The sequence below is a fragment of the Pseudoxanthomonas mexicana genome, from assembly GCF_014397415.1.
GTDB classification, from domain to species: domain Bacteria; phylum Pseudomonadota; class Gammaproteobacteria; order Xanthomonadales; family Xanthomonadaceae; genus Pseudoxanthomonas_A; species Pseudoxanthomonas_A mexicana.
Genome location: NZ_CP060731.1, coordinates 2,894,248 through 2,914,290 on the forward strand (window position 1 = coordinate 2,894,248; position 20,043 = coordinate 2,914,290).

Genomic DNA, 20,043 nt, shown 5'->3' on the forward strand with positions numbered 1-20,043 from the left:
GCTTACTCCGTCGGCGCCAGCGACTTGAGCACGCTGGCGCCCGCGACCACCACCTGCATGCCAGGACGCAAGCCTTTGGCGCTGACCACGGCACGGCTACCGTCGCTGCCTAGCGGCACGACCACCTGCCCGCGGTAGCCGGTCTGCTCGAGGAGATACAACACCTGCTTCTCCCCCTGCGGAAGCAGCGCCGACGCCGGCACCTCCACCGCATCCGCCGGCGCAGGCAGCGACAGCGCCACTTCCAACTGCTGGCCCGGGACCAGGGTGCCGGCGCGCTCCGCGCGTGCGCGGACCCGCAGGCCCTGGCTCAGCGCGTCGGTATCCGCGCCCACCGCCACCACCGTGGCCATGCCCCCATCGGGCAGACGCACGCCGAGGCCGGGCCGCAACTCGCCATGCAGGCCGATGGGCGCGGTGAACACGATATCCAGCCCGGTGCCCCCGGCGACCAAGAACGCTGGGGCCATCGCCTCCATCGCCTGTCCCGGCCTGACGCCGCGACGCAGGATGCGCCCGGTTTGAGGGGCGAGGATCTCGTATTCGCCCGGCATGCCTTCCGCTGGGCGACGCAACTGGGCCAACATGGCGCCGGCCTCCCTCACGCTGGCTGACGCCGCTGCCGATCGCGCTTCGCTCTCGATCCTGCGCGCAGTCGGAATGATGCCCTCTTCGGCCAGCAACGCATCCCGGCGAGCCTGCTGCTGCGCCGCGCCCGACTCGGCATGTGCGCGCGCCAGCGCGCCCTGCACTGCGATGAAATCCCGGCTCTGCACTCGCAGCAACGGCTGCCCGCGCCGCACATGCTCGCCTTCGTCCACAAGCACGCGCGTGACCACGCCGGCAAACGGAACGGTGACCTGGCTACTCGTCGCCAGCGGCGGCATCGCTTCCGCGGGCAGACCGGTCACCGGCACGTCCGTCGCGGCGCGGCTCCGCTCGATCCTGATGCCGAGGTTGCGTTCCTGCTCCTGGGTCAGCCGCACCCTTCCCTGCGCATCGGCGGTGGGCGCAACACTGGCCGCCGGCGCCTCCGCACCATGCGGCCATAGCCACCATGCCAGCAGCGTCACGGCAACCGCCGCAGTTGCCATCCAGTACAGTAGGCGCAGACGCATACGTGCGGATCCTCAAGCCAGTTGCGCATATGCTGGCGGACCAAGCTTGGGGAACGCTTAAGACGGAGGCCGAACGCGTTTTCCCGCGGCAATGAAGGTTCCTGCTGCCCGCCCGCGGAACAGGCGGACCCGACCGCTACAAGGCAGCGAACGGCCCCAGCGTGGCGATGACCTCGCCCTGCTTGAGAGAAAAAACCAGCCGCAAGCCCAGGGCATTGGCCAGCGCTTGCGAAAGCGCCAGCCCCAATCCCGCGTGGCGGCGATCGCCTCCGCGGTCGCGTCCGCGCCAATAGCGCTCGCCGAAATGCGCCACGTCTTCGGCATGCAGGCCGCTGGCCGCATTGGATACGCGCAAACGGTAGCCGTCGGCCTCCTGCCGCAGCCTTACCCGCACCGGTCGCGCGGGGTCTCCGTAGTCCAATGCGTTGTGCAGCAAGTTGGCGAGAATCCGTTCGAGCATGCCGGTATCCGAATGCACCCATGCGCTTGGTGGCGCCTGCAGTTGCACCGGCGGCGCGCCCGGATGCGAGCCGGCGGTGGCGTCAATCAGTTGGCGCAACAGCATGGAGAGGTCCAGCGGATCGGGTTCGGGCGACTCCAGTCCGGATTCCCAACGAGAAAGCGCCAGCAATGCATGGATGCTGCGTTCCATGCGGGCATTCGCGCACAAGGCGGCCTCCATTCCCTTCCGCAATGCCGGCGCGTCGCCTTCGCGTAGCGCGTGTTCGACGGCGAGACGGACCTCCGCCACCGGCGTGCGCAACTCATGGGCCACGTGGCGCGAGAACCGGCGCTCCCGCTCGAGCGCCTGGTGAGAACGCTCCAATGCATCCCGCACCGCGCGCGCGTACGACTGCATCTCACGCGGCAGATGGTCGACGTGAAGCTGGGCCGCCTGGTCGGGCGACATCGCCGCCAACCTACTTCCCTCTTCCGTCATCGTGCGGAACGCATGCCTTACCAGCAAGAGGCACATGGCCACGGCCAGCAGGATGGCAAGCACAATGCCGCCCGCCATGATCCCGTGCATCCGTCGTTCGGTACGGTCCCAGCTTTCGCGCTCGGTTGCCAGCACCAGCCATCCGTCTGTCGATAGCGGCCGGGCGAACGCACGCCCGCGGTGTCCGTCGGGCAGCGTCGTATCGTAATGAATGCTGGCTACGGCCGGCTGCGGCAACGACACCGCACCGCCGGCGCTGTTCCCCGACTTCGTCCGCAGCCGGCCGTTTCCGTCGTAGATCGCGAAGAACTCGGTGTGTCCGCCCAGGTCGTAAGCGGCAAGCAGGGTGTCCATGTCCTCGTGGCCGCGCCGTTCCAGCTGCACCGAGAACGCGCTCGCCCGCGCTTCGAGGAACTGATCCAGACGCTGGTACATCGTCAGGTCCAGCAGCGAATCGAGCGCGACGAAGAGCATTCCAAGCAGCAAGCCGATGCCAAGCGTCAGCCGCCAGAGGAGGCGCCGCTGGAGCGAGGGTGGGGAATTGGCCTCAGGGGATGACATAGCCGAATCCTCGACGCGTTTCGATGACATCCGGCGCCCCCGCTTTCGCCAGCTTGCTGCGCAGGGTACTGAGGATGACTTCGACCACCTTGTCCGATGCCTCGCTCTGGCTGTTGTAGAGCCGATCGAAGATCTGCGCGCGCGTCAGCAGGTGGCCGCGCTCGCGCAACAGCAGTTCCAGCAATGCGTACTCCTTAGGGGTGAGATGGACGTCCTGACCGCGCCAGAGTGCCCGGTGCGAGCGCAGTTCGAGTTCCAGCCCGCCGAGCGCCAGCCGCGTTTCCCCGCCTTCGCGCGGGCGCCTCGCCAAAGCGCGCAGGCGGGCCAGCAACTCATCCAGTGCGAAGGGTTTGACTAGGTAGTCGTCGGCACCCGCATCCAGCGCGGTCACCCGGTCGATCACCTGGTCGCGCGCCGATAGCATCAATACGCGCGCCTGTCCGCCCTTCTGCCGCAGCTCTCGCAGCACATCGATTCCTTCGCGGCGCGGTAGCATCCAATCCAGCACCACGATGTCGTAGTCGTACTGGTCGATGTAGGCCGCGGCGCTGGCGCCGTCCCCCGCATGGTCGCAGGCGTACCCCTCACGCGCCAGACTGGCGGCCAGTGCGTCTGCCAGCGTCGGCGAGTCTTCAACAATGAGGATGCGCATGCGGCCGCTCATTCGTCGTCTTCGGGCTTGCGCTCATCATGGCTTGCGCTGGCAGGACCCTCAAGGATCCCACCGGCCGCGCCCGATTGTTCGCCAGCCGCCAATCCGAAAGGAGATGCAGTCGACCGGCACCGTCCTCCTCACCGGACGACCAGACGCCGAAGAAGGCCGCGACCAGAGGCCCATGGAAAACCCGGACCGGGAGATCCCACACGGGTACGGCGGCTTTCGAGTCCGGGGAGGAAACAGAAGCATTAGCATTCACGGCACGGTTCGGCATGGCGAGGGCGAGGGCGAGGGCGACAGCATGCGCCCTCATGCTTGGTTGACGCTTTGGAAACACGGCAATTCGGCATCCGCCCCATGGACGAGTTCACCGGATACCGGCGCGTGCCCGAGGGCGAATCGGGACCGGGCTTGCGGGGGAGGGCCGGACCGGGGAAGCCGATGGCGCGGCACCCCGTCAGGGCCATAGGCACTGCATCACCGATTGGCGGCCGGCATGCCGCCTGCGGCCTGTCTCCCGATCCCCCAACTGGACATCCGGCGCCGCGGCGTGTACCTAGCGATGGTCGATACCCGGGATGCGAGGGGTATCCAGGGACAGGCCACGCCTGCTTCGGCGCCTTCGACGCGATGGAACCCGACCCATGCTGCACGATATCGACCCCGGTCTGCTCGTCGACGGCCAGCGCGACGGCCTCACGACAGCCGAGGCGGCCGACCGCCGGGAGTGGCATGGCGCCAACGACATCCTGCCGCCCATGCCAAGCGGTGTCTGGCGGCTGCTCGCAGCCAGCCTGTCGGATCCGATGCTGTGATTCCTGGTGGTCAGCGCTGGGCTGTTCGCCCTGGTGGGCGAACGCAGAGAGGCTGTCGTGTTGCCGGTGGCGATCGCGCCGCTGTTCGGCATGGACGCATTCCTGCACGGGCGCACGCAGACCAGCACGGCCGCACTGGCCACTAAATGGAAGGGCGATCTTATCTCGGCGACCCTCGATAACGTGCCCTAATCATTCATACCTATTCGCTGAGCGACGACGTGCGCGTCTGTGCTGGACGAAAATTGTCGCGCCAGCAGCAACTGACATCCCTCGTCGGGATTCAGCATGGTGACTACGAGCAGCGAGCGTCAACGAGGCCGCCACCTAAGGACCATCGCCTGCGCGGCGATACATCTACTTTTCGGGCGTACCTTCGATCAGCTTGATCAGCTCACGCTTCTGCTGCTTGGTTAGCGAGCCCCAACGCAGTAGCAACTTCGCCAGCAGATCGTCATCGGTGTAAAGAAAGGCAGGCGGAATGCCCAAGGCATCGGCCAGTTGCTTGGCCGTGGCCGAGCGCGGTTCATGGACGCCTCGCTCGTACTGGTTGATGCGGGGGCTAGCCACGTCGGGCTCCATACCGGCCAAGACACCCAGCTGAGCCTGCGTCAGGCCTCGGCTCAGGCGGGCCTGTTTAAGGCGCCTGGCGAAATTCGATCGCTTGTCAGCTGATTCGGACACACGGGCCTCGGGTCACATCCTGATGAAAAGGATGGCCGAAGTGCCTGCCGCTGGATACTAAGTTATTCTTAGCATCCATGCAATGCGACCGGCTTCAATGACGCCTCACACGCTGGATGACCTGGGGTTGCCCGGTGCCGTGTACCTGTGGGCCCTGCTCCACGCCCAGCAGCATCGCCTCGCCTTAGCGCCGACGGCAGACTTGGCCATGGAAGCCCTAATGGTCCTGGCCTCGCACCAGATTGTGGCGCTGCCTGAGGATGGATCTGGCTCGGCGATCGGCCAGCGCCAGACCCCCATCGAGGGCATTGCATGGCGGTGGATCTGGCGCGCCTATCACGCCGATAGCGCCCTGCGGGCAGTCGAGGACTTTCTCACCTCGGTGCCTCGTGATGACCTAGTCCTGACCTTGGGCGCGGCGTTGTGGCAACGCCTGGTGCGCGATGAGGCCCAAGCGTTCTATGCCGAGCAACTGGCTCGCTGCCAGTTCGATGCCCACTGGCAGCAGGACATGGCCTTTGCCCAACGCCTCTCAAAGCTGTCGCTCAGTGCTTCGCAATGGCGGTACTGCGCGTGGGCGGCGGTACGCCAGGGTGCCACATTGGCACGCCAAGGCAACCTACCCGCTTCACGGGTACGCGAAGGCATGTATAGGGAGATTTTGCGACGGGCCGCGGCGGTGGCGGCCGGTCGCTACGGCCGCTGTGGCTTCACCCCGCCTTCGGCACAGCCTCCGACGGCGATGGCGCAAGGCCTAGCGTGTCAGTGGTTCAATCTCGGGCCCGCCTACTGGACCGCCTTGCCCAGCACCGAGGCCCTGCAACCGAGATTCGTGACGTCGGGCTAGGCACCCGGATACTTGGGGAGTTTCTCGTTGGGATGCGTGGCTTTCCATCCCTTGTAAGCGGCAGTGCCTCAATTGAGCTCGGTCGAGGCCGAGCGATTCCTCAAGCAGCGCCTGGTTAGACATCGCTTTCCCGCTGTCTGGGCTCAAAACACGCTATTTTTGCTTGCCGCGACAGCAGCGTCGTGCTGGCCTTGGCACAATACTGTGCATGGGCCGCTGTGCAGCGCGGAGCGTCCATAGTGCTGCAACAGGGCGCTCATTCTCGCCGCATAGCGTAAACGCTCCGAAGCGTATTGGCCCGGGGTTCCTTGCAATAACTGACAGTCTTGGCGGGCCCCGTCTTGGATTAGTGGCCCAGCATTGAGACATTGCCAAGAAGCGAACCAACTCGCGCTCAGGGATGACAGGACCCAAAATCACGCGGTCGCCAGTAGAGCTTCCTGCTGCTCGAAGATCATGCAGTTCGTCGCAATGATGGCTTCGTCGATGTCATCGGGATGCAAATGGCCGCCTGGCTTCAGATTCGGCAGTAAGTTAATCAATATGTGATTCATCAGAGTCGTAAAACCCTGCATGGTCATGCCCTGCCCTTCGGGCAGACCATTGTCCGTGCGCGCCTGAACAATGCGCTCAAAGATCATGTCGGCATCGGATGTCAGCCGATAGCCGGCTGCCCACGGCATGGGCGCAAAATGCTCGGTGAAGGACGGGCCGCCGACCGGGTGATGCAGGTGAAGGTCGTAGCATTCCACCGCGGCCTCAAAATCTGTAATTCCAGTAAGCGGCTGGAACACGTAGGTATCCGCCATGTAACGGCCAACAATTTGGCGCTTACCTTCAGCAATGAAGGTGGACGCAAGCGTCTCGAGCTCCGGTTGGCCCACCAGGATACACACGCACTTGATTCGATAGATGCGCCAGAGTTCGTTGTGGACTCCGATCATCAGCTTGAACAAAGAATCGTCCAGGAGCTGGGCCTCATCTAGGAAGATGATGACCTTCTTCTTTTCGGACCGAGATGCCGCCTCAACCAAGCGCCCAACAAACAATTCGCGCCGCTCTTCCGGACTGCGCTTCTTAGTCGGCCGCTTCATCGACTTCAATAAATCGCCCCAGAAAGCACCTTCGGAAATTCCGCCCTTGTGAAACAGAACTTCGGCCGACACCACCCCAACGGAGTTGCCTAACCATTTTTGATAGTTCGTTACGAAATAGTCCACCGCCATGCTCTTGCCTATACGCTGGAGGCCTGGCACTAGTGCGCCGACGAGATTCGAATTAATCCAACCGACGCACACATTGACAAAGGCTTCCAGCGCATTGGTTGGCACGACATAGGTGTCGAGATCTACCGGGTGCATCTTCAGTCTCCTTCCTATCGGAGCTTGATCCAAGCGCTCTTCGCTACTCGCGCTTTTGCATCGCGCTCGCGGCTTGGCATCTGAGGCTCGGCTATCCTGCCAGCCTTTACCAACTGGTTCGTGGCCGACTTGCGCTCTTGTGCTTCACGCTGCCGCAACTCCTTGAACGTCTGCATCATGTCGGTCCCTGGCTTGACGACAAGCTTCTTAAGCTTGTTGGCTCGGCGAACCATCTGTCGTTGCTCTAGCGTATGCGGCGTCAAATGCCAAGGCGGGCCTGCCTTCAGAATGCCGAGAGCGAGCTCTTTGTTCCCCTTTCGCAAGTAGGCGCGGATCAAACGAATATCACCGTCGACATCAACCACGATGCGCACCTTCTTGCTAATCGAATCCGTCATCTTCCGCAGCACGTCATTCGTGTAGCGGGCACTCCAAAGCTCGATGTATGGCGGACGATTGGATTCGCCTCCGCCACGAATCGTCTTGATGTACTCCACCCGCAATAACCTTTGCGCAAGCTCCTCCGGATTTTCGATACGTCTCAACGGTGACGCCGTCTGGCTGTCCCACATGCGGATGTATTCATTGGGGCTACGATTGACAAGATCTTCGTGTGGCTCCGCGTTGTAGTTGGCCAACATAACGTCGATCATTTGATCCAGCTCATCAGAGGTGACGGCATGCTCGCTGGCTGCCTTCAGCGCACGCTCCCGTTCTTCCTTTGAACCCTTTGGATTGAAGCCGATTGGCAAACGGCGGAACCCATGGGTTTCCAGTGTCTGATTCAGACGCTCAATAAATGGACGGGCGATAGGAAACCGCACACGTCCATAATTGATTGTGGCTCCCAACACCGTAGTGAGGCCGCGCATCGTCACTTTCGCAGTATTGGCTTTGGCGCCATCAAAGCACACGAGGTCGACCATACGCCCACGAGCGCGAGGCGCTACACCCGAAGGAAACCCGGCGCCCTCCTTATACGCCAAGTGGGGCAATGTCAGGATCTTGGGTTTCCACGGAGTCATGGCATGCACGAACGAACGCATGACTGATATTGCTGGATAGTTCGTACTCCCCAATCGGTACGCATATCCCAGAATGGCTCTGCTGGCGCGATCGATAAGAATCAACAGCCATAGTCGCATCGGTGTTGTATAGATCCACTCCCCACGCCGCCCGTGGGTCTTGATGACGAAATAAAAGTCGCCGTTATGACCATCATGTTCGGCTTCTTCAAAGGGACGCAATTGCTGCGCCCCCGAAGGTTGAGCCGTCAACGGCGACTCAAAGGCGCCGACACCTTCATCTTCGTTACCATTCTTCGTCGCATAATGCTCCTCGCGCATTCGATCGATGAAGCGCACGAGCGCGCGAGCGCCCTGATCATCCGTATTGAACGGGTATTGGTTCGGGGCACGAACCTTGGCGCATTTCTTAAGGAATTCTGCGCGAATCGCCTTAGCAACGGTCGCAGCAGATTTCCCCCCAGAATTGAGGGCGTACTTCTCGACATACCGGTACAAGCTTTCATGCTCAGCCATGAGCTGCATGAAGGCCCCAGCCAAGCCCTTGGTCTGCGCCGCCAATTCGGGATTGACCGGCGACTTGCGCCTGTACGGAGCAATCGAGACACCAGGAATGAGCGCATGAAATCCATAAATCGTTCCGTTTGGCCGTGCTGTGAGGCATCGACCAAGCATTCGATAGATCTGGCTTTTGGCGTAGCCGTGATTTTTCTTTATGGTGGCAAACGACGTGCCATTCAAATACGCGGTCACAGCCATTTTCCGGCGCCGGTATTCCTCAATGTGATCTTTCGGGATGTCCGACTCGCGTGGCCTATCCCATCTGGTCGTGTCCCGAAGTTCCGGGGCGACGGCCAAGCGCTCGGCGACGCTCATGGTAGGCAGAGGACTGTACTGGAGGCCAATAAGTGGTCTCCGAGATTGGCCTTAACTCGGCCGGCGTGGATCAGGCGGGCGATGTCCATATTCACGCTCCCCTCGAATCGGGAAGCAAATAAAGCAATCAGCTCTGACCAAGCGGCCGTCTTGACCCGCTCCAAGTGCGCTACGATGGCTGTCGCCATCTGGTCGTCCGAGTGCTGCTCCATAGCGACGAACGGCTGCAGTTCCTTGAGGTTGCGTACGTAGGTCGCCCGGCTACGCATATCGGCTGCTTGCCATATCTCGCATTTAAGTTTTGATGCCTCGATCGACCGCTTCAGAAGATCTAACGGACATGCCTTGTCGCGGGCCAACGCTACGTCATGTAGCACTACACCGGATTGTCTGCCGGAACTGCGCCTCACCCAGAAATCGAGGGGGCGCCGTTTGCCCTCCAAGGGCAATAGTTCGATGTAAATTGGCGGCCGCTCGCAAAACCAAACGACGTCGGGGTCGAACTCGATCAACAGCCACGAGTCGTACTGATTCGGGCCTATCAGCTGGACCTGGCGCCTAGCCTTTCCCGACCAGGCCACGAAGACATTTGAGCGCCGGAACTCGGCGTCGCTGATCTTCCGCGGCTTAAACTGCGGACCGGCATCGACCACAAGCGTGCCCCCGGTTTGACCCGCAGAAAGGGATACAGACTTCTGTCCGCAATGTCAACCGCAACTCTGTATCTATAAGTTCCTATGTCGCTGTTTTTATTCGATTTAATCAGGGGCGATGTTATGAATGCGGACAGCTCGTCCGGAAACCGCATGGGTCCAAGTCCTTGATCTGCCCAATGTACATGCCTGCCGAAGCCGCCTCGGCTGTGTCCCCGACAGTCGGCCAACGACTTCCACCTCTGCCCAATCGTGTAAGCACAACCTCTGCTTCCGACTGCAGGATCGCTCAGCATCGTCCCGTTCCACATCGAGTGGCCGGATCGGGCGGCAGACCCTTCCTCCCGGACCCAACTCGGGCATGGCCCGGCTTGACGACCGTGAATACCTGTGTATATTGACTATGCACACGTGATTCGAAGGATCGCATGCCTACCGAACTCCTGCTGTCCCCGCACTCGGCCACGCCCATGTATGCCCAGATCGTGGAGCAGGTCGTCGCCAAGGTGATGACGGGGGAGTGGAAGGCTGGCGATGCCCTGCCCTCCATCCGCGAGCTGGCCGGCAACAGCCAGGTCAGCGTGATCACCGTCAAGCGCGCCTACCTGGAACTGGAACGGGCGGGCGTGATCGTCACGCGCCAGGGCAAGGGATCTTTCGTCGCCGACACACTCGACGCCACGCAGGCCCTCGCCACCGAAGAATTCCAGCTGCAGTTGAAGGGATTGCTGGACGCGGCCAGGAAGCTGGCCCTCAGCCCACGCGAGATCCTGGATCGGGTCGAACAGGCGCTGTCCGACCCGCCGCACACCGCACAACCGCCCACCGACCCCACCGAAAGGAAGCCGAAATGAGTTCCGCCATCGCGTTGAAAGGCGTGCACAAGCAGTACGACGGGTTCGCCCTGCGCGACATCCAACTGGAACTGCCGGTCGGCCAGGTCATGGGCCTGGTCGGCGTGAACGGCGCAGGCAAGTCGACCCTGATGCGCCTGCTGATGGGGCTCATCCGCGCCGACGGCGGCGAGGTGGAAGCGCTCGGGCAGCCCCTGCCGCAGGCGCAGGTCGCGGTGAAGCGGGACATCGGCTACGCATCGGATGACATGCGCCTGTACCCGGGCCAGACGCTGCGCTGGCACATGGATTTCATCCGCCGCATCTATCCCGGCTGGGATGAGCGCTACGCCCAGGATCTGCTCACACGGTTCGACCTGCGCGAGCAACAGAAGCTCGGCGGCTTTTCCCACGGACAGCGCGTCAAGGCCTTGCTGCTGCTGGTCTTCGCCCGCCATCCACGCCTGCTGCTGCTGGACGAGCCGACCACGGGGCTAGATCCGGTCGCAAGGGGCGAAGTGCTCGAAGCGTTGGCCGACGTGCTGCGCGACGAACAACGCTCGGTGCTGTTCTCCTCGCACAACACCGCCGACATCGAGCAGATCGCCGATACGATCACCTTCATCCATGGCGGCGGCATCGTTGCCTCGCGTGACAAGGAATCGTTCCTGGACAGTTGGCGCCGCGTGCTGTGTCAGGGCGAGTGGACCGACGGCATTCGGCAGTTGCCGAGCGTGGTCACGGCACGCAACAGCGCGCCTATGATCGAACTGAAAATCGGTGGCTTCGACGACGCGACGCTGCCGGCCTTGCAGGCGCGTGGGCTGACGGTGAAATCGGTCGAGCCGATGTCGCTGGAAGATATTTTCGTTACCACCGTTCGGGGGAGCAGCATTCCATGAGCTGGTTTGCATCCGATGCAGCAATGGTCTGGAAGCTGGTCGTCAAAGACTGGCAGGTGTATCAGAAACAATTGGCCGGTTTCGTCGCCGGCATGTTGCTCGCGCTCGGATTGGTCGGCATGGGGACGCCGCTGATGGCGTCGGCCGGCGCGCTGCTGTTGTTGGTGCAGCTGCTGGTCGTGGGGACGTACGCGATTCAGTCGTCGATCATGGCCGAGCGGAAGCTGCAGACCGTGCCGTTCATCATGAGCCTGCCGGTGACGCCGATGGACGTGTACTGGGGCAAGCTGCTCGCCAATCTGGTGATCTATCTGGTGCCGTTCCTGCTGGTCACCGGTGGCTTGCTGGCGCTGATCCTGAGCACGCCACGGCCTGACGGCGCCGTGCCCTGGCTGGCCGTGGTCGCGCTGTTCATGCTGACGATTTTCTGCGTGTCGCTGTGCGTGGCGATTGCGGTCGAATCGGAAGGCTGGAACATCTTCGCCATCCTCGCGCTGATGACGCTGATCGGCCCGTTCCTATACTGGGTGAGCCGCCTCGACGGCATCGTCCAGTATCTGAAAGCCGACGACATCGTCTGGAGCGCGCCCGTGCTGGGCGTGCTGGCGGCCGAAGTGACGGTGATCGCCGTCGCGATCCTCGTCACCAGCTGGATCCACGCCCGCAAGGCCTCCTTCCTTTAGGGCATCGCCATGCAGGCCGAGGACCGCCTCCACTACATGGACCATCTGCGGGCGCTGGCCATGCTGGCCGGCGTCCTGTTCCATGCAGCGCTGGCCTACAGCCCCCTGATGCATCCGATCTGGCCAACGGCCGATACGGGGCGATCCATTGTCGTCGATGGCGCCGCCTGGTTCCTGCATCTGTTCCGCATGCCGCTGTTCTTTGTCGTCGCGGGCTTCTTCGCGGCCTTGCTGGTGGCGCGCCGCGGCCTGGGAAGCCTGTTCCGCAACCGGTGCGCGCGCGTGCTGCTGCCGCTGCTGCTGTTCCTGCCCCTGGTCACCGCCAGCATGTACGGGCTGACACAGCACGCTGCTGCCACGGTCCTGCATCCATCGCCGGTGCTGGCCTGGCTGCGTGCCTACATCGATCAGCACGACACGATGCCGTTCGTGCCCGGCTGGGCGCATCTGTGGTTCCTGTTCTACCTGATGCTGTTCACGGTGCTTGTCTGGGTTGCGTCCGCGCTGGAACTGCGGCGCATCGGCGACTCGCTCGCGTCGCTGCCGGCGGCCCTGATACCCGCCGTGCTGCCGGTGTGGCTGGCGCTGCCGTTGGTCTGGGCCGGTGTCCCCTGGCCTGCGCCCGACGCCCTGCTCCCGTCACTGTGGGCGCTGGTGTTCTTCGGGACGTACTTCGCGCTGGGCTACGGCATGTACACGCGCGCCGACCTGCTCGATCGCCTCCGTCCGCTGTCGTCATGGCTGCTGTACGGCGCGGTCGCGGCCTATGCGCTGCTGTTCTGGTCGAGCCGTGGCTTCACCGCGGCGGTCCGGCCCTCGTCCTGGGGACACGCCCTGCTTCAGGCGTATGCGGGGTGCTGGTTGACGCTGTGGTGCGTGCTCGTGGCGAGACGATGGCTGGACGTGAGGAACAGGACCCTGCGCTGGCTCGCCGACGCCTCGTACTGGGTGTACCTGGTGCACCTTCCGGTGCTGTTCGCGATCCAGTACGGGCTGCTGGACATGCGACAGCACTGGAGTGTCAAGTTCGCACTCGCCACCGTGTGCACGCTGGCGGTTTCGTTTGCCAGCTATCAGGCGTTGGTGCGGCATACGCTGATCGGCAGGCTGCTCGACGGGAAACTCACGGTCACGGCGCGTCGTCCTGCGACGGCGTCTGATGCGATCTTTCCAGTGCCGGACCCGCAGGTGGACATGAAGGAGCGTGATGCATGAAACGTTGGCTGCGATGGCTGTTCCGCGCGGCCGGCGCGTGCCTGGCACTGTTGGCGCTGGCCGTGTCGGCGGTGTACCTGGTGCCGGTGCATCCGACCGTGGCCCCCATTCAACCGCGTGCGGACACGCAATACTGGCGCATGCAGGGTGGCTACCGCATCGCCTACACGAAACTGGCGCCGCCGGCCGACGTTCCCCGCGCCATGCCGGTCGTGTTCCTGCACGGCGGACCGGGCGGCTACGTGCACTCGTCGGTCATCAGGGCATTGCGGCCGCTGGCCGACGCCGGACATGAGGTCTACCTCTACGACCAGCACGGCTCCGGTCTTTCGGACCGCCTCCTCCACCCCAAGGACAGCGGATTCAACGATCAGATCGACGATCTCCGGGAAATCATCTTCCGGCATCTCGGCACCCGGCGCGTGGCGTTGATCGGGCATTCGCACGGCGCCCGCGTCGCGGCGTACTACGCAGCCCGGTACCCGGGCACGGTCACGCGCCTGGTGTTGAGCGCACCCGGGAACCTGGAGCCTGCGCAGTACGATGATCAGGGACGCGCCGTGGTGGAGTCGCGGTTTCCCGTTCCTGAGGCGCTGGATTTCCGTCCGCCGGATGCGGAGCAGTACCGCCGCGACACGGCATTGTCGGCGATGCCGCCCAAGGTGATCCTGGCGCAGGCGATCGCCATGGCCTTCAACGTGAAGACCGTATCGGACACGGAAGCGGATGCCGCGTTGAATACGCTGGCCGCGCGCTTCACCCGCAACATGGTCTGCGATCCGCGCAACGTGCAGCCCGAAGAAGGAGGCGCGGGACTGTATGTACGCACCGGTGCGAACTGGTTCGGCGATGTCGCCGATCCCCGTCCGCAGATGCGCCGCTTTCCGGGCAACGTGCTGGTACTGCAGGGACAGTGCGACTTCATGCCCTACGCCGAAGCGTACGAGTACGTGGACCTGTTCCCCAACGCGCGTTACCGGTTCGTCGCCGGTGCCGGGCACATCCTGTGGTGGGAACAGCCTGAAGCGTATGCGCAGGCGATCGAGGCCTTCCTCGCGGAAGACGCCCGGACGCCTTAGCGCGGAAGCGTGTGGCGCCGCCGGAGCTTCCCGGGCAGCGCATGAATGCCGCCGCCTCAGCGGAACTCGAACAGTTCGTGCTGCAACCGGTCTTCCGCCACGCCGGTTTCGCGCATCAGCTGGCGCACCTGGTCCAGCAGGCCCTGCGGACCGCAGAAGCTGATCTGCACGCCGGACGCGCCCGCGCGCTCGACCCGTTGCGCGAACTGCTGGCGGAACCCCGCCGACGACGGCCCCGTCGCGATGTCGATCAGGTCCACCCCACGCGCACGCGCCATGCCCGGCAGATCCACGGCCTCGGGAAGCTGGCGGCCCGGGGTGAAGAAATGGAAGAACGTCACGCCGTCCAGCCCGGTCGCATCGGCGTCGTGAAGCCACGCGATAAAGGGCGTCACGCCCACGCCGCCGGCGATCCATATCTCCTTCCGCCCTGCAGGCACTCGCTTGAACCGGCCGAACGGTGCGTAGACCTGCGCCACCATTCCCGGCCGGGCCTCCTTCACCAGCCGTTCCGTGTAATCGCCCAACGAACGCACCGTGAAGGCGATCCCGCCATCGGCGTCCCCCGCGCTGGCGATGGTGAACGGATGCGGCTCGCGCAAGCCCTCGTGCTCGAAGGACACGAACGCGAACTGCCCCGCAAGGAAGGGAATGCGCCGGCCTTCCGGCACCAGCTGCAGATGGACGGCACTGCCGTTGGCCGACACGGCGCGCAGGCGGTATCGGGCATGCCGCGAGAACAGGGGATACAGCACCAGCTTGTAGGCCGCCCCCATCACACCCAGCAACGACAGCACGGCCAGCCATGCGCCCGCCGGGCTGGCCAGCACGATGGGCGACTTGAAACTGGCCCAATGCGCGATGACGATCAGGAACAGCGGACCGGACAGCTTGTGCCACCACCGCCAGGTCCGGTACGGGATCTTGCGGTTCAGTGCCAGCAACACGATGAGCATCAGCGACACGAAGCTGAGTTGCCGGACGAGCCGCGTCACCGCTCCGGGCAGCGGCAGGATGGCCGCGGTCTCCCATGCCGGCGTGCCCGCCTTGAAGACCAGGTGGACCGACGCGAACACCAGCGCCCACACCCCGAGCCACTTGTGCGTCTCGTAGACGCGGTCCAGACCGCCGAACAGCGATTCGACCGCCTTCCAGCGTGCTCCCAGGACGGCCGCAAGCGCCATCAGCGATACGGCCGCGACACCCGAACCCAGGCTGAGCATCGCCGTGGTCGGCCAGGTGCTGCCGGGAACCGCCGATGCCGTCAGGCCGAAACTGGCCAGTACCACGGGAATGATCAGGGAACGCGAACCGAGCCGCATGTCAGGTCCGTCCAATCAAAGGGCCAGACCGATTATGGTGGCCCGTGCAGCCAGCGCGCGTTGATCCGGATCAACCCCGTGAACCGCGCTCAGGACTTCCGGTTCTGCCGATACCAGGCCACGGCCCCCAGCAGCCCCAGCTGCCCATGCTCCACCCGCCACACCGGCACCCGTTCCAACTGCTCGGTCATCACGCCCTTGTTGAGGTAGCGCTGCAGGAAACGGCCGTCGTGCAGGAACTGCGGTATATGCGCGGTCACGCCGCCGGCCAGGTAGACCACGCGCGCGCCGAAGATGATCGCCAAGTCGCCGACCACGCTGCCCAGCCAGCCGCAGAACGTTTCCAGCGTTTCCCGCGCAAGCGCGTCCGACGCCGCAGCGGCCACCAGCGCACCGGCATCCGCATGCACGGGCGAGGCCCCGCGCAGTTCGCACAGGCAGCGGTACAGGTTCATCAGGCCAGGGCCGGACAGCACATGCTCGTTGTGCAGGTAGGGGCGGTCCCGCAACAGCAGGCGCACGATATCCAGTTCCAGCGCATTGCCGGCCGCCAGCGACGCCTGGCCGACTTCCGTCGGCAGTACCCGCGGCGGCTGGCCCTCGATCCAGACCGCAGCGCCCAGCCCGGTGCCCGGACCGATCACCAGTGCCGGCGATGAGGCGTTCGACGCGATCGACGGGGTCAGCGGCGACAGCGTATCGGGCGCCAGCGTGGGCACCGCATTGGCCACGGCTTCGAAATCGTTGATCAGCTGCACCCACGCCAGCCCGGCGCCCGCGCGCGTCTGTTCCACCGACACGGGCCACGGCAGGTTGGAATTGATCAGCCGGTCGCCTTCGAGCACGCCGGCGATGGCCACGACCGCGCCGTGGCACGGCGTGCCGGCCGCATAGTCGTGCAGGATGTAAGCCAGGTCCGGATGGTCGGCGCAGGCGTAGCGGCGGTAGTCGTGGATCTCGTTGCCGCCGTCGGCGTCGATCCAGCCGAGCCGTGCATAGGTACCGCCGACATCCGCCACGATGATGCGGGTGGAAACCGGGGCATCCTGGGAGGAATCCGTGTGATCGCCTGTCGGCACCCTGCCCCTCATTGCCGTGCCTGCCATGCGAATACCACGCTACCCAATGCCTGAAGTACGCGCCAAGGATAGCGTGTCGTCGCCTGATCCGGGCACCACCCGGTGCAGCACACGGCGCAACTCACCCTACGTAAACGTACGCTCGCGGGCCATGGCGTATCATGCCGGCATGTCCCGCTTCGCCCCCCTGCTCCGTGCCCTGCTCTGCCTGGTGCTGCTGCTCAATGGCACGGCGTATGCGCATGCCGCCACGCGCATGGCGATGAGCGGCATGGCGGCGATGGAACAGGCACACGACGATGCGCCCCCGTGCCACGAGGGCATGGACATGGCGATGCCGATGGACGAGGAAGGCGCCAATCCCTCCGGCCACCCCGACGGCGATGCGGGCCTGCCCGATTGCTGCAAGGCAGGCAGCTGCGATGGGTTCTGTACCCAGCACGCGCCCGCGCTCGCATGGCCTTCGTCGTTGCCTGCGCAACGGTACGCCCGGACCGAAGCACCGGCTTACCACGCCGCCGCCCAAACCTCCGCGCGTCTTTCGCACCGCCACCGACCTCCCATCCTGGCGGCCTGACGCCGCAAGCCGGGCGCGCACCTACGCGCCGGTTACCTCACACGACGGACGGCGCCTGCCGCGCGGGCGGCCGTGCGTCCTGACCGACAGGATACGTTTGCATGAAACACGATGAACCCACCGCGGGACGCCTGGGCGCGTTCCGTCCCACCCGCCGCCAGTTCGTCACCGGACTGGCCAGCGGCAGCGCCGCGCTCGGCCTGGGGCTGGCGCGCCTGCCCGCATCCGCCGGCACGCCTGCGCGCCGCGGTGGCGCCGCACAGATGGCCGGCACCGCGTTCGCCCTGAGCATCGGCGCGATGCCGGTCGACATCACCGGCCGCCGCCGGCCCGCGATCACCGTCAACGACAGTCTGCCCGCGCCCACCCTGCGCTGGCGCGAAGGCGATACGGTCACCGTGCGCGTCAGCAACCGCCTGCGCGACATGACCTCCATCCATTGGCACGGCATCCTGCTGCCGTCGAACATGGATGGCGTGCCGGGCCTGAGCTTCAACGGCATCGGACCGGGCGAAACCTTCCAGTACCGCTTCCAGCTGAAGCAGTCGGGTACCTACTGGTACCACAGCCACTCGCTGTTCCAGGAGCAGGCCGGCCTGTACGGCGCCCTGATCGTGGACCCGCGCGATCCGCCGCCGTACCACCACGACCGCGAGCACGTGGTGCTGCTGTCGGACTGGACCGACCTGGATCCGGCCTCACTGTACCGGCGCATGAAGAAGATGCCGGAGCACGACAACTACTACCAGCGCACGCTGGTGGATTTCGTGCGCGACGCGCGCCGCGACGGACTGAAGGAGACCCTCGAGGACCGCGGCATGTGGGGACGCATGCGAATGACACCCACCGACATCTCCGACATCAATGCCCATACCTACACCTATCTGGTGAATGGCGCCTCGCCGGACGGCAACTGGACGGGCCTGTTCAAGCCCGGCGAGAAGGTGTTGCTGCGCTTCATCAACGGCAGTGCGATGACCTACTTCGACGTGCGCATCCCGGGCCTGAAGATGACCGTCGTGGCCGCCGACGGGCAGTACATCCACCCGGTCAGCGTGGACGAGTTCCGCATCGCGGTGGCCGAGACCTTCGACGTGTTGGTCGAGCCCACGGGCCAGGAGGCCTTCACGATCTTCGCGCAGGACATGGGCCGCACCGGCCATGCGCGCGGCACGCTGGCCATCCGCGACGGACTGGAAGCGCCGATCCCGGCGCGCGATCCGCGTCCGCTGCTGACGATGGCCGACATGGGCCACGACATGGGTGGCCACGGCGCACACAAGGGCATGGAGGGAGGCTGCGGTGCGATGATGGGCGAAGGCGGCTGCGGCGCGAACATGGGCGCCATGGACCACAGCGCGCACGGCGCGCCGTCGAACGCACCGAACCATCCCGCCGGCGAAACCGGCAATCCGCTGGTGGACATGCAGTCGTCGGCCAGCGAACCGAAACTCGACGATCCCGGCATCGGCCTGCGCGACAACGGTCGCCAGGTACTGACCTACGGCGCCATGCGCAGCCTGTTCGACGATCCGGACGGACGCGAACCCGGGCGCACCGTGGAACTGCACCTGACCGGTCACATGGAGAAGTTCGCCTGGTCGTTCGACGGCATCCCGTTCGCCAGCGCGGAACCGCTGAAGCTGAAGTACGGCGAGCGCATGCGCATCGTGCTGGTCAACGACACGATGATGCAGCACCCCATCCACCTGCATGGCGTGTGGAGCGACCTGGAGGATGCGGACGGCGGTTTCCAGCTGCGCAAGCACACCATCGACATGCCACCCGGCACGCGACGCAGCTACCGCGTGCGCGCCGACGCGCTGGGGCGCTGGGCCTTCCATTGCCACCTGCTGTACCACATGGAAGCCGGCATGATGCGGGAAGTGAGGATCGAGGCATGAGCACCTTCTCCTCCGCCCCGCTCCGCCTCACTTTGGTCCTCGCCGCCATGCTCGGCGTCGCTGCGCCCGCCATCGCGCAGCACCACGACCATGGGCAGCATGCGACGCAGGCGCAGCCCACCTCCACGCCTGAAGAGCACGCGCATCATGACCACGGCGCCATGTCCAAAGCCACGCCCGTGGCAGCATCCGCTGCGCCGCGCGAACCGATCCCCGCCGTCACCGCGGAGGACCTGGCAGCCGCGTTTCCCGACATCGACCACCACGCCATGCAGCACGCACCCGCGTTCAACCACAAGGTGACCTTCAACCGGCTCGAAGCGTGGGACGCCGACGAAGGCACCGGCCAGGCCTGGGAAGGCGTGGCGTGGTTCGGCACCGATACCGACCGCCTGTGGCTGCGCAGCGAAGGCGAGCGCGTCGGCGGCCATACCGAAAGCGCCGACCTGGAAGCGCTGTACGGACGCAGCGTGTCGCCCTGGTGGGACGTGGTGGCCGGCGTGAGGCACGACTTCAAGCCCGGCGACGCACGCAGCTGGGCCGCGTTCGGCGTTCAGGGCATGGCGCCGTACCGTTTCGAAGTCTCGGCGACCGCCTACGTCGGTGAAGGAGGACAGGTCGCCGCCAACGTCGAGGCCGAGTACACGCTGCGCATCACCAACCGCCTGATCCTGCAGCCGCTGGTCGAAGTGGACCTCGCCGCGAAAGACGACCCGGCGTACGGCACCGCGCGCGGATTCACCGGCATCGAGACGGGCCTGCGCCTGCGCTACGAGGTGACGCGCCGTTTCGCGCCGTACGTTGGTGTGGTGCACGAACGCGCGCTCGGCGACACCGCCGATCTGCGCCGCGCCGAAGGCGAACCCACGCGCGACACCCGCGTCGTCGCGGGCGTCCGCATCTGGTTCTGA

At 64.8% G+C, this 20,043-nt stretch carries 20 protein-coding genes; 11 read left to right on the top strand and 9 right to left on the bottom strand.

Going from position 1 to position 20,043, the window contains the following annotated elements; all coding sequences use genetic code 11:
* Window positions 1-2: 2 nt before the first annotated feature.
* The 3 genes from IAE60_RS13520 to IAE60_RS13530 all read right to left on the bottom strand — a co-directional run bounded on the left by IAE60_RS13520 (window position 3) and on the right by IAE60_RS13530 (window position 3,271).
* The gene (locus tag IAE60_RS13520) at window positions 3-1,118 is read right to left on the bottom strand and encodes an efflux RND transporter periplasmic adaptor subunit (protein ID WP_187572666.1); all 1,116 of its coding nucleotides are present in this window, start codon (window positions 1,116-1,118) and stop codon (window positions 3-5) included.
* A gap of 136 nt (window positions 1,119-1,254) precedes the next feature.
* Window positions 1,255-2,619, bottom strand: coding sequence for a sensor histidine kinase (locus IAE60_RS13525; protein WP_187572667.1), 1,365 nt, complete (start codon window positions 2,617-2,619; stop codon window positions 1,255-1,257).
* On the bottom strand, window positions 2,606-3,271 hold the full coding sequence (locus IAE60_RS13530; protein WP_162111106.1) for a response regulator transcription factor: 666 nt from the start codon (window positions 3,269-3,271) through the stop codon (window positions 2,606-2,608). The genes IAE60_RS13525 and IAE60_RS13530 overlap by 14 nt, the downstream gene beginning before the upstream one ends.
* Window positions 3,272-3,921: 650 nt before the next feature.
* Between IAE60_RS13530 and IAE60_RS13535 the strand changes: the two genes are divergently transcribed.
* Complete coding sequence (locus IAE60_RS13535; protein ID WP_187572668.1) at window positions 3,922-4,092, top strand: cation-transporting P-type ATPase; 171 nt, start codon at window positions 3,922-3,924, stop codon at window positions 4,090-4,092.
* A gap of 6 nt (window positions 4,093-4,098) precedes the next feature.
* On the top strand, window positions 4,099-4,284 hold the full coding sequence (locus tag IAE60_RS13540) for a hypothetical protein (RefSeq protein ID WP_187572669.1): 186 nt from the start codon (window positions 4,099-4,101) through the stop codon (window positions 4,282-4,284).
* Window positions 4,285-4,449: 165 nt separating this feature from the next.
* Here IAE60_RS13540 and IAE60_RS13545 read toward each other — a convergent pair whose 3' ends face one another.
* The gene (locus IAE60_RS13545) at window positions 4,450-4,776 is read right to left on the bottom strand and encodes a helix-turn-helix domain-containing protein (RefSeq protein WP_054665658.1); all 327 of its coding nucleotides are present in this window, start codon (window positions 4,774-4,776) and stop codon (window positions 4,450-4,452) included.
* A 97-nt stretch (window positions 4,777-4,873) separates the two neighbouring features.
* On the opposite strand from IAE60_RS13545, the gene IAE60_RS13550 reads away from it, so the two are divergent.
* Entirely contained in the window at window positions 4,874-5,623 is a 750-nt protein-coding gene (locus tag IAE60_RS13550; RefSeq protein WP_054665661.1) for a hypothetical protein, read from the top strand.
* 416 nt (window positions 5,624-6,039) lie between these two features.
* Here the strand turns inward: IAE60_RS13550 and IAE60_RS13555 are convergent, their stop codons facing one another.
* Genes IAE60_RS13555 through IAE60_RS13565 form a run of 3 tightly spaced genes read right to left on the bottom strand, consistent with a single transcriptional unit; the run spans window position 6,040 to window position 9,397 of the window.
* Window positions 6,040-6,984, bottom strand: a complete 945-nt coding sequence (locus IAE60_RS13555) for an ATP-binding protein (protein WP_054665664.1) — start codon at window positions 6,982-6,984, stop codon at window positions 6,040-6,042.
* Window positions 6,985-6,998: 14 nt separating this feature from the next.
* Window positions 6,999-8,885 (bottom strand): hypothetical protein, encoded by a 1,887-nt coding sequence (locus IAE60_RS13560; RefSeq protein WP_187572670.1) that lies wholly within the window; start codon window positions 8,883-8,885, stop codon window positions 6,999-7,001.
* Entirely contained in the window at window positions 8,882-9,397 is a 516-nt protein-coding gene (locus IAE60_RS13565; protein WP_162486417.1) for a hypothetical protein, read from the bottom strand. Before IAE60_RS13565 ends, IAE60_RS13560 begins: the two co-directional genes overlap by 4 nt.
* Window positions 9,398-9,966: 569 nt before the next feature.
* On the opposite strand from IAE60_RS13565, the gene IAE60_RS13570 reads away from it, so the two are divergent.
* The 5 genes from IAE60_RS13570 to IAE60_RS13590 are packed head-to-tail and all read left to right on the top strand — an operon-like array spanning window position 9,967 to window position 14,250.
* Window positions 9,967-10,392 carry a GntR family transcriptional regulator gene (locus IAE60_RS13570; RefSeq protein WP_222937142.1) on the top strand — a complete coding sequence of 142 codons (426 nt, stop codon included), beginning with the start codon at window positions 9,967-9,969 and terminating at the stop codon, window positions 10,390-10,392.
* The gene (locus IAE60_RS13575; RefSeq protein ID WP_187572671.1) at window positions 10,389-11,273 is read left to right on the top strand and encodes an ABC transporter ATP-binding protein; all 885 of its coding nucleotides are present in this window, start codon (window positions 10,389-10,391) and stop codon (window positions 11,271-11,273) included. Before IAE60_RS13570 ends, IAE60_RS13575 begins: the two co-directional genes overlap by 4 nt.
* Complete coding sequence (locus IAE60_RS13580) at window positions 11,270-11,956, top strand: hypothetical protein (protein ID WP_187572672.1); 687 nt, start codon at window positions 11,270-11,272, stop codon at window positions 11,954-11,956. Before IAE60_RS13575 ends, IAE60_RS13580 begins: the two co-directional genes overlap by 4 nt.
* A 36-nt stretch (window positions 11,957-11,992) precedes the next feature.
* Complete coding sequence (locus tag IAE60_RS13585; protein ID WP_187572673.1) at window positions 11,993-13,171, top strand: acyltransferase family protein; 1,179 nt, start codon at window positions 11,993-11,995, stop codon at window positions 13,169-13,171.
* On the top strand, window positions 13,168-14,250 hold the full coding sequence (locus IAE60_RS13590) for an alpha/beta fold hydrolase (protein WP_187572674.1): 1,083 nt from the start codon (window positions 13,168-13,170) through the stop codon (window positions 14,248-14,250). The genes IAE60_RS13585 and IAE60_RS13590 overlap by 4 nt, the downstream gene beginning before the upstream one ends.
* Window positions 14,251-14,306: 56 nt before the next feature.
* Here the strand turns inward: IAE60_RS13590 and IAE60_RS13595 are convergent, their stop codons facing one another.
* Both IAE60_RS13595 and IAE60_RS13600 read right to left on the bottom strand, forming a co-directional pair.
* A complete protein-coding gene (locus tag IAE60_RS13595; RefSeq protein WP_187572675.1) occupies window positions 14,307-15,572 on the bottom strand; it encodes a ferredoxin reductase family protein in 1,266 nt (421 codons plus the stop codon).
* Window positions 15,573-15,661: 89 nt separating this feature from the next.
* Window positions 15,662-16,651: a glucokinase gene (locus IAE60_RS13600; RefSeq protein WP_244966578.1), complete on the bottom strand. Its 990-nt coding sequence runs from the start codon at window positions 16,649-16,651 to the stop codon at window positions 15,662-15,664.
* Window positions 16,652-16,820: 169 nt separating this feature from the next.
* Between IAE60_RS13600 and IAE60_RS13605 the strand changes: the two genes are divergently transcribed.
* The 3 genes from IAE60_RS13605 to IAE60_RS13615 all read left to right on the top strand — a co-directional run bounded on the left by IAE60_RS13605 (window position 16,821) and on the right by IAE60_RS13615 (window position 20,043).
* Complete coding sequence (locus IAE60_RS13605) at window positions 16,821-17,228, top strand: CopL family metal-binding regulatory protein (protein WP_244966579.1); 408 nt, start codon at window positions 16,821-16,823, stop codon at window positions 17,226-17,228.
* Between the two features lie 101 nt (window positions 17,229-17,329).
* Entirely contained in the window at window positions 17,330-19,132 is a 1,803-nt protein-coding gene (locus tag IAE60_RS13610) for a copper resistance system multicopper oxidase (protein ID WP_187572678.1), read from the top strand.
* Window positions 19,129-20,043, top strand: coding sequence for a copper resistance protein B (locus tag IAE60_RS13615; RefSeq protein ID WP_187572679.1), 915 nt, complete (start codon window positions 19,129-19,131; stop codon window positions 20,041-20,043). Before IAE60_RS13610 ends, IAE60_RS13615 begins: the two co-directional genes overlap by 4 nt.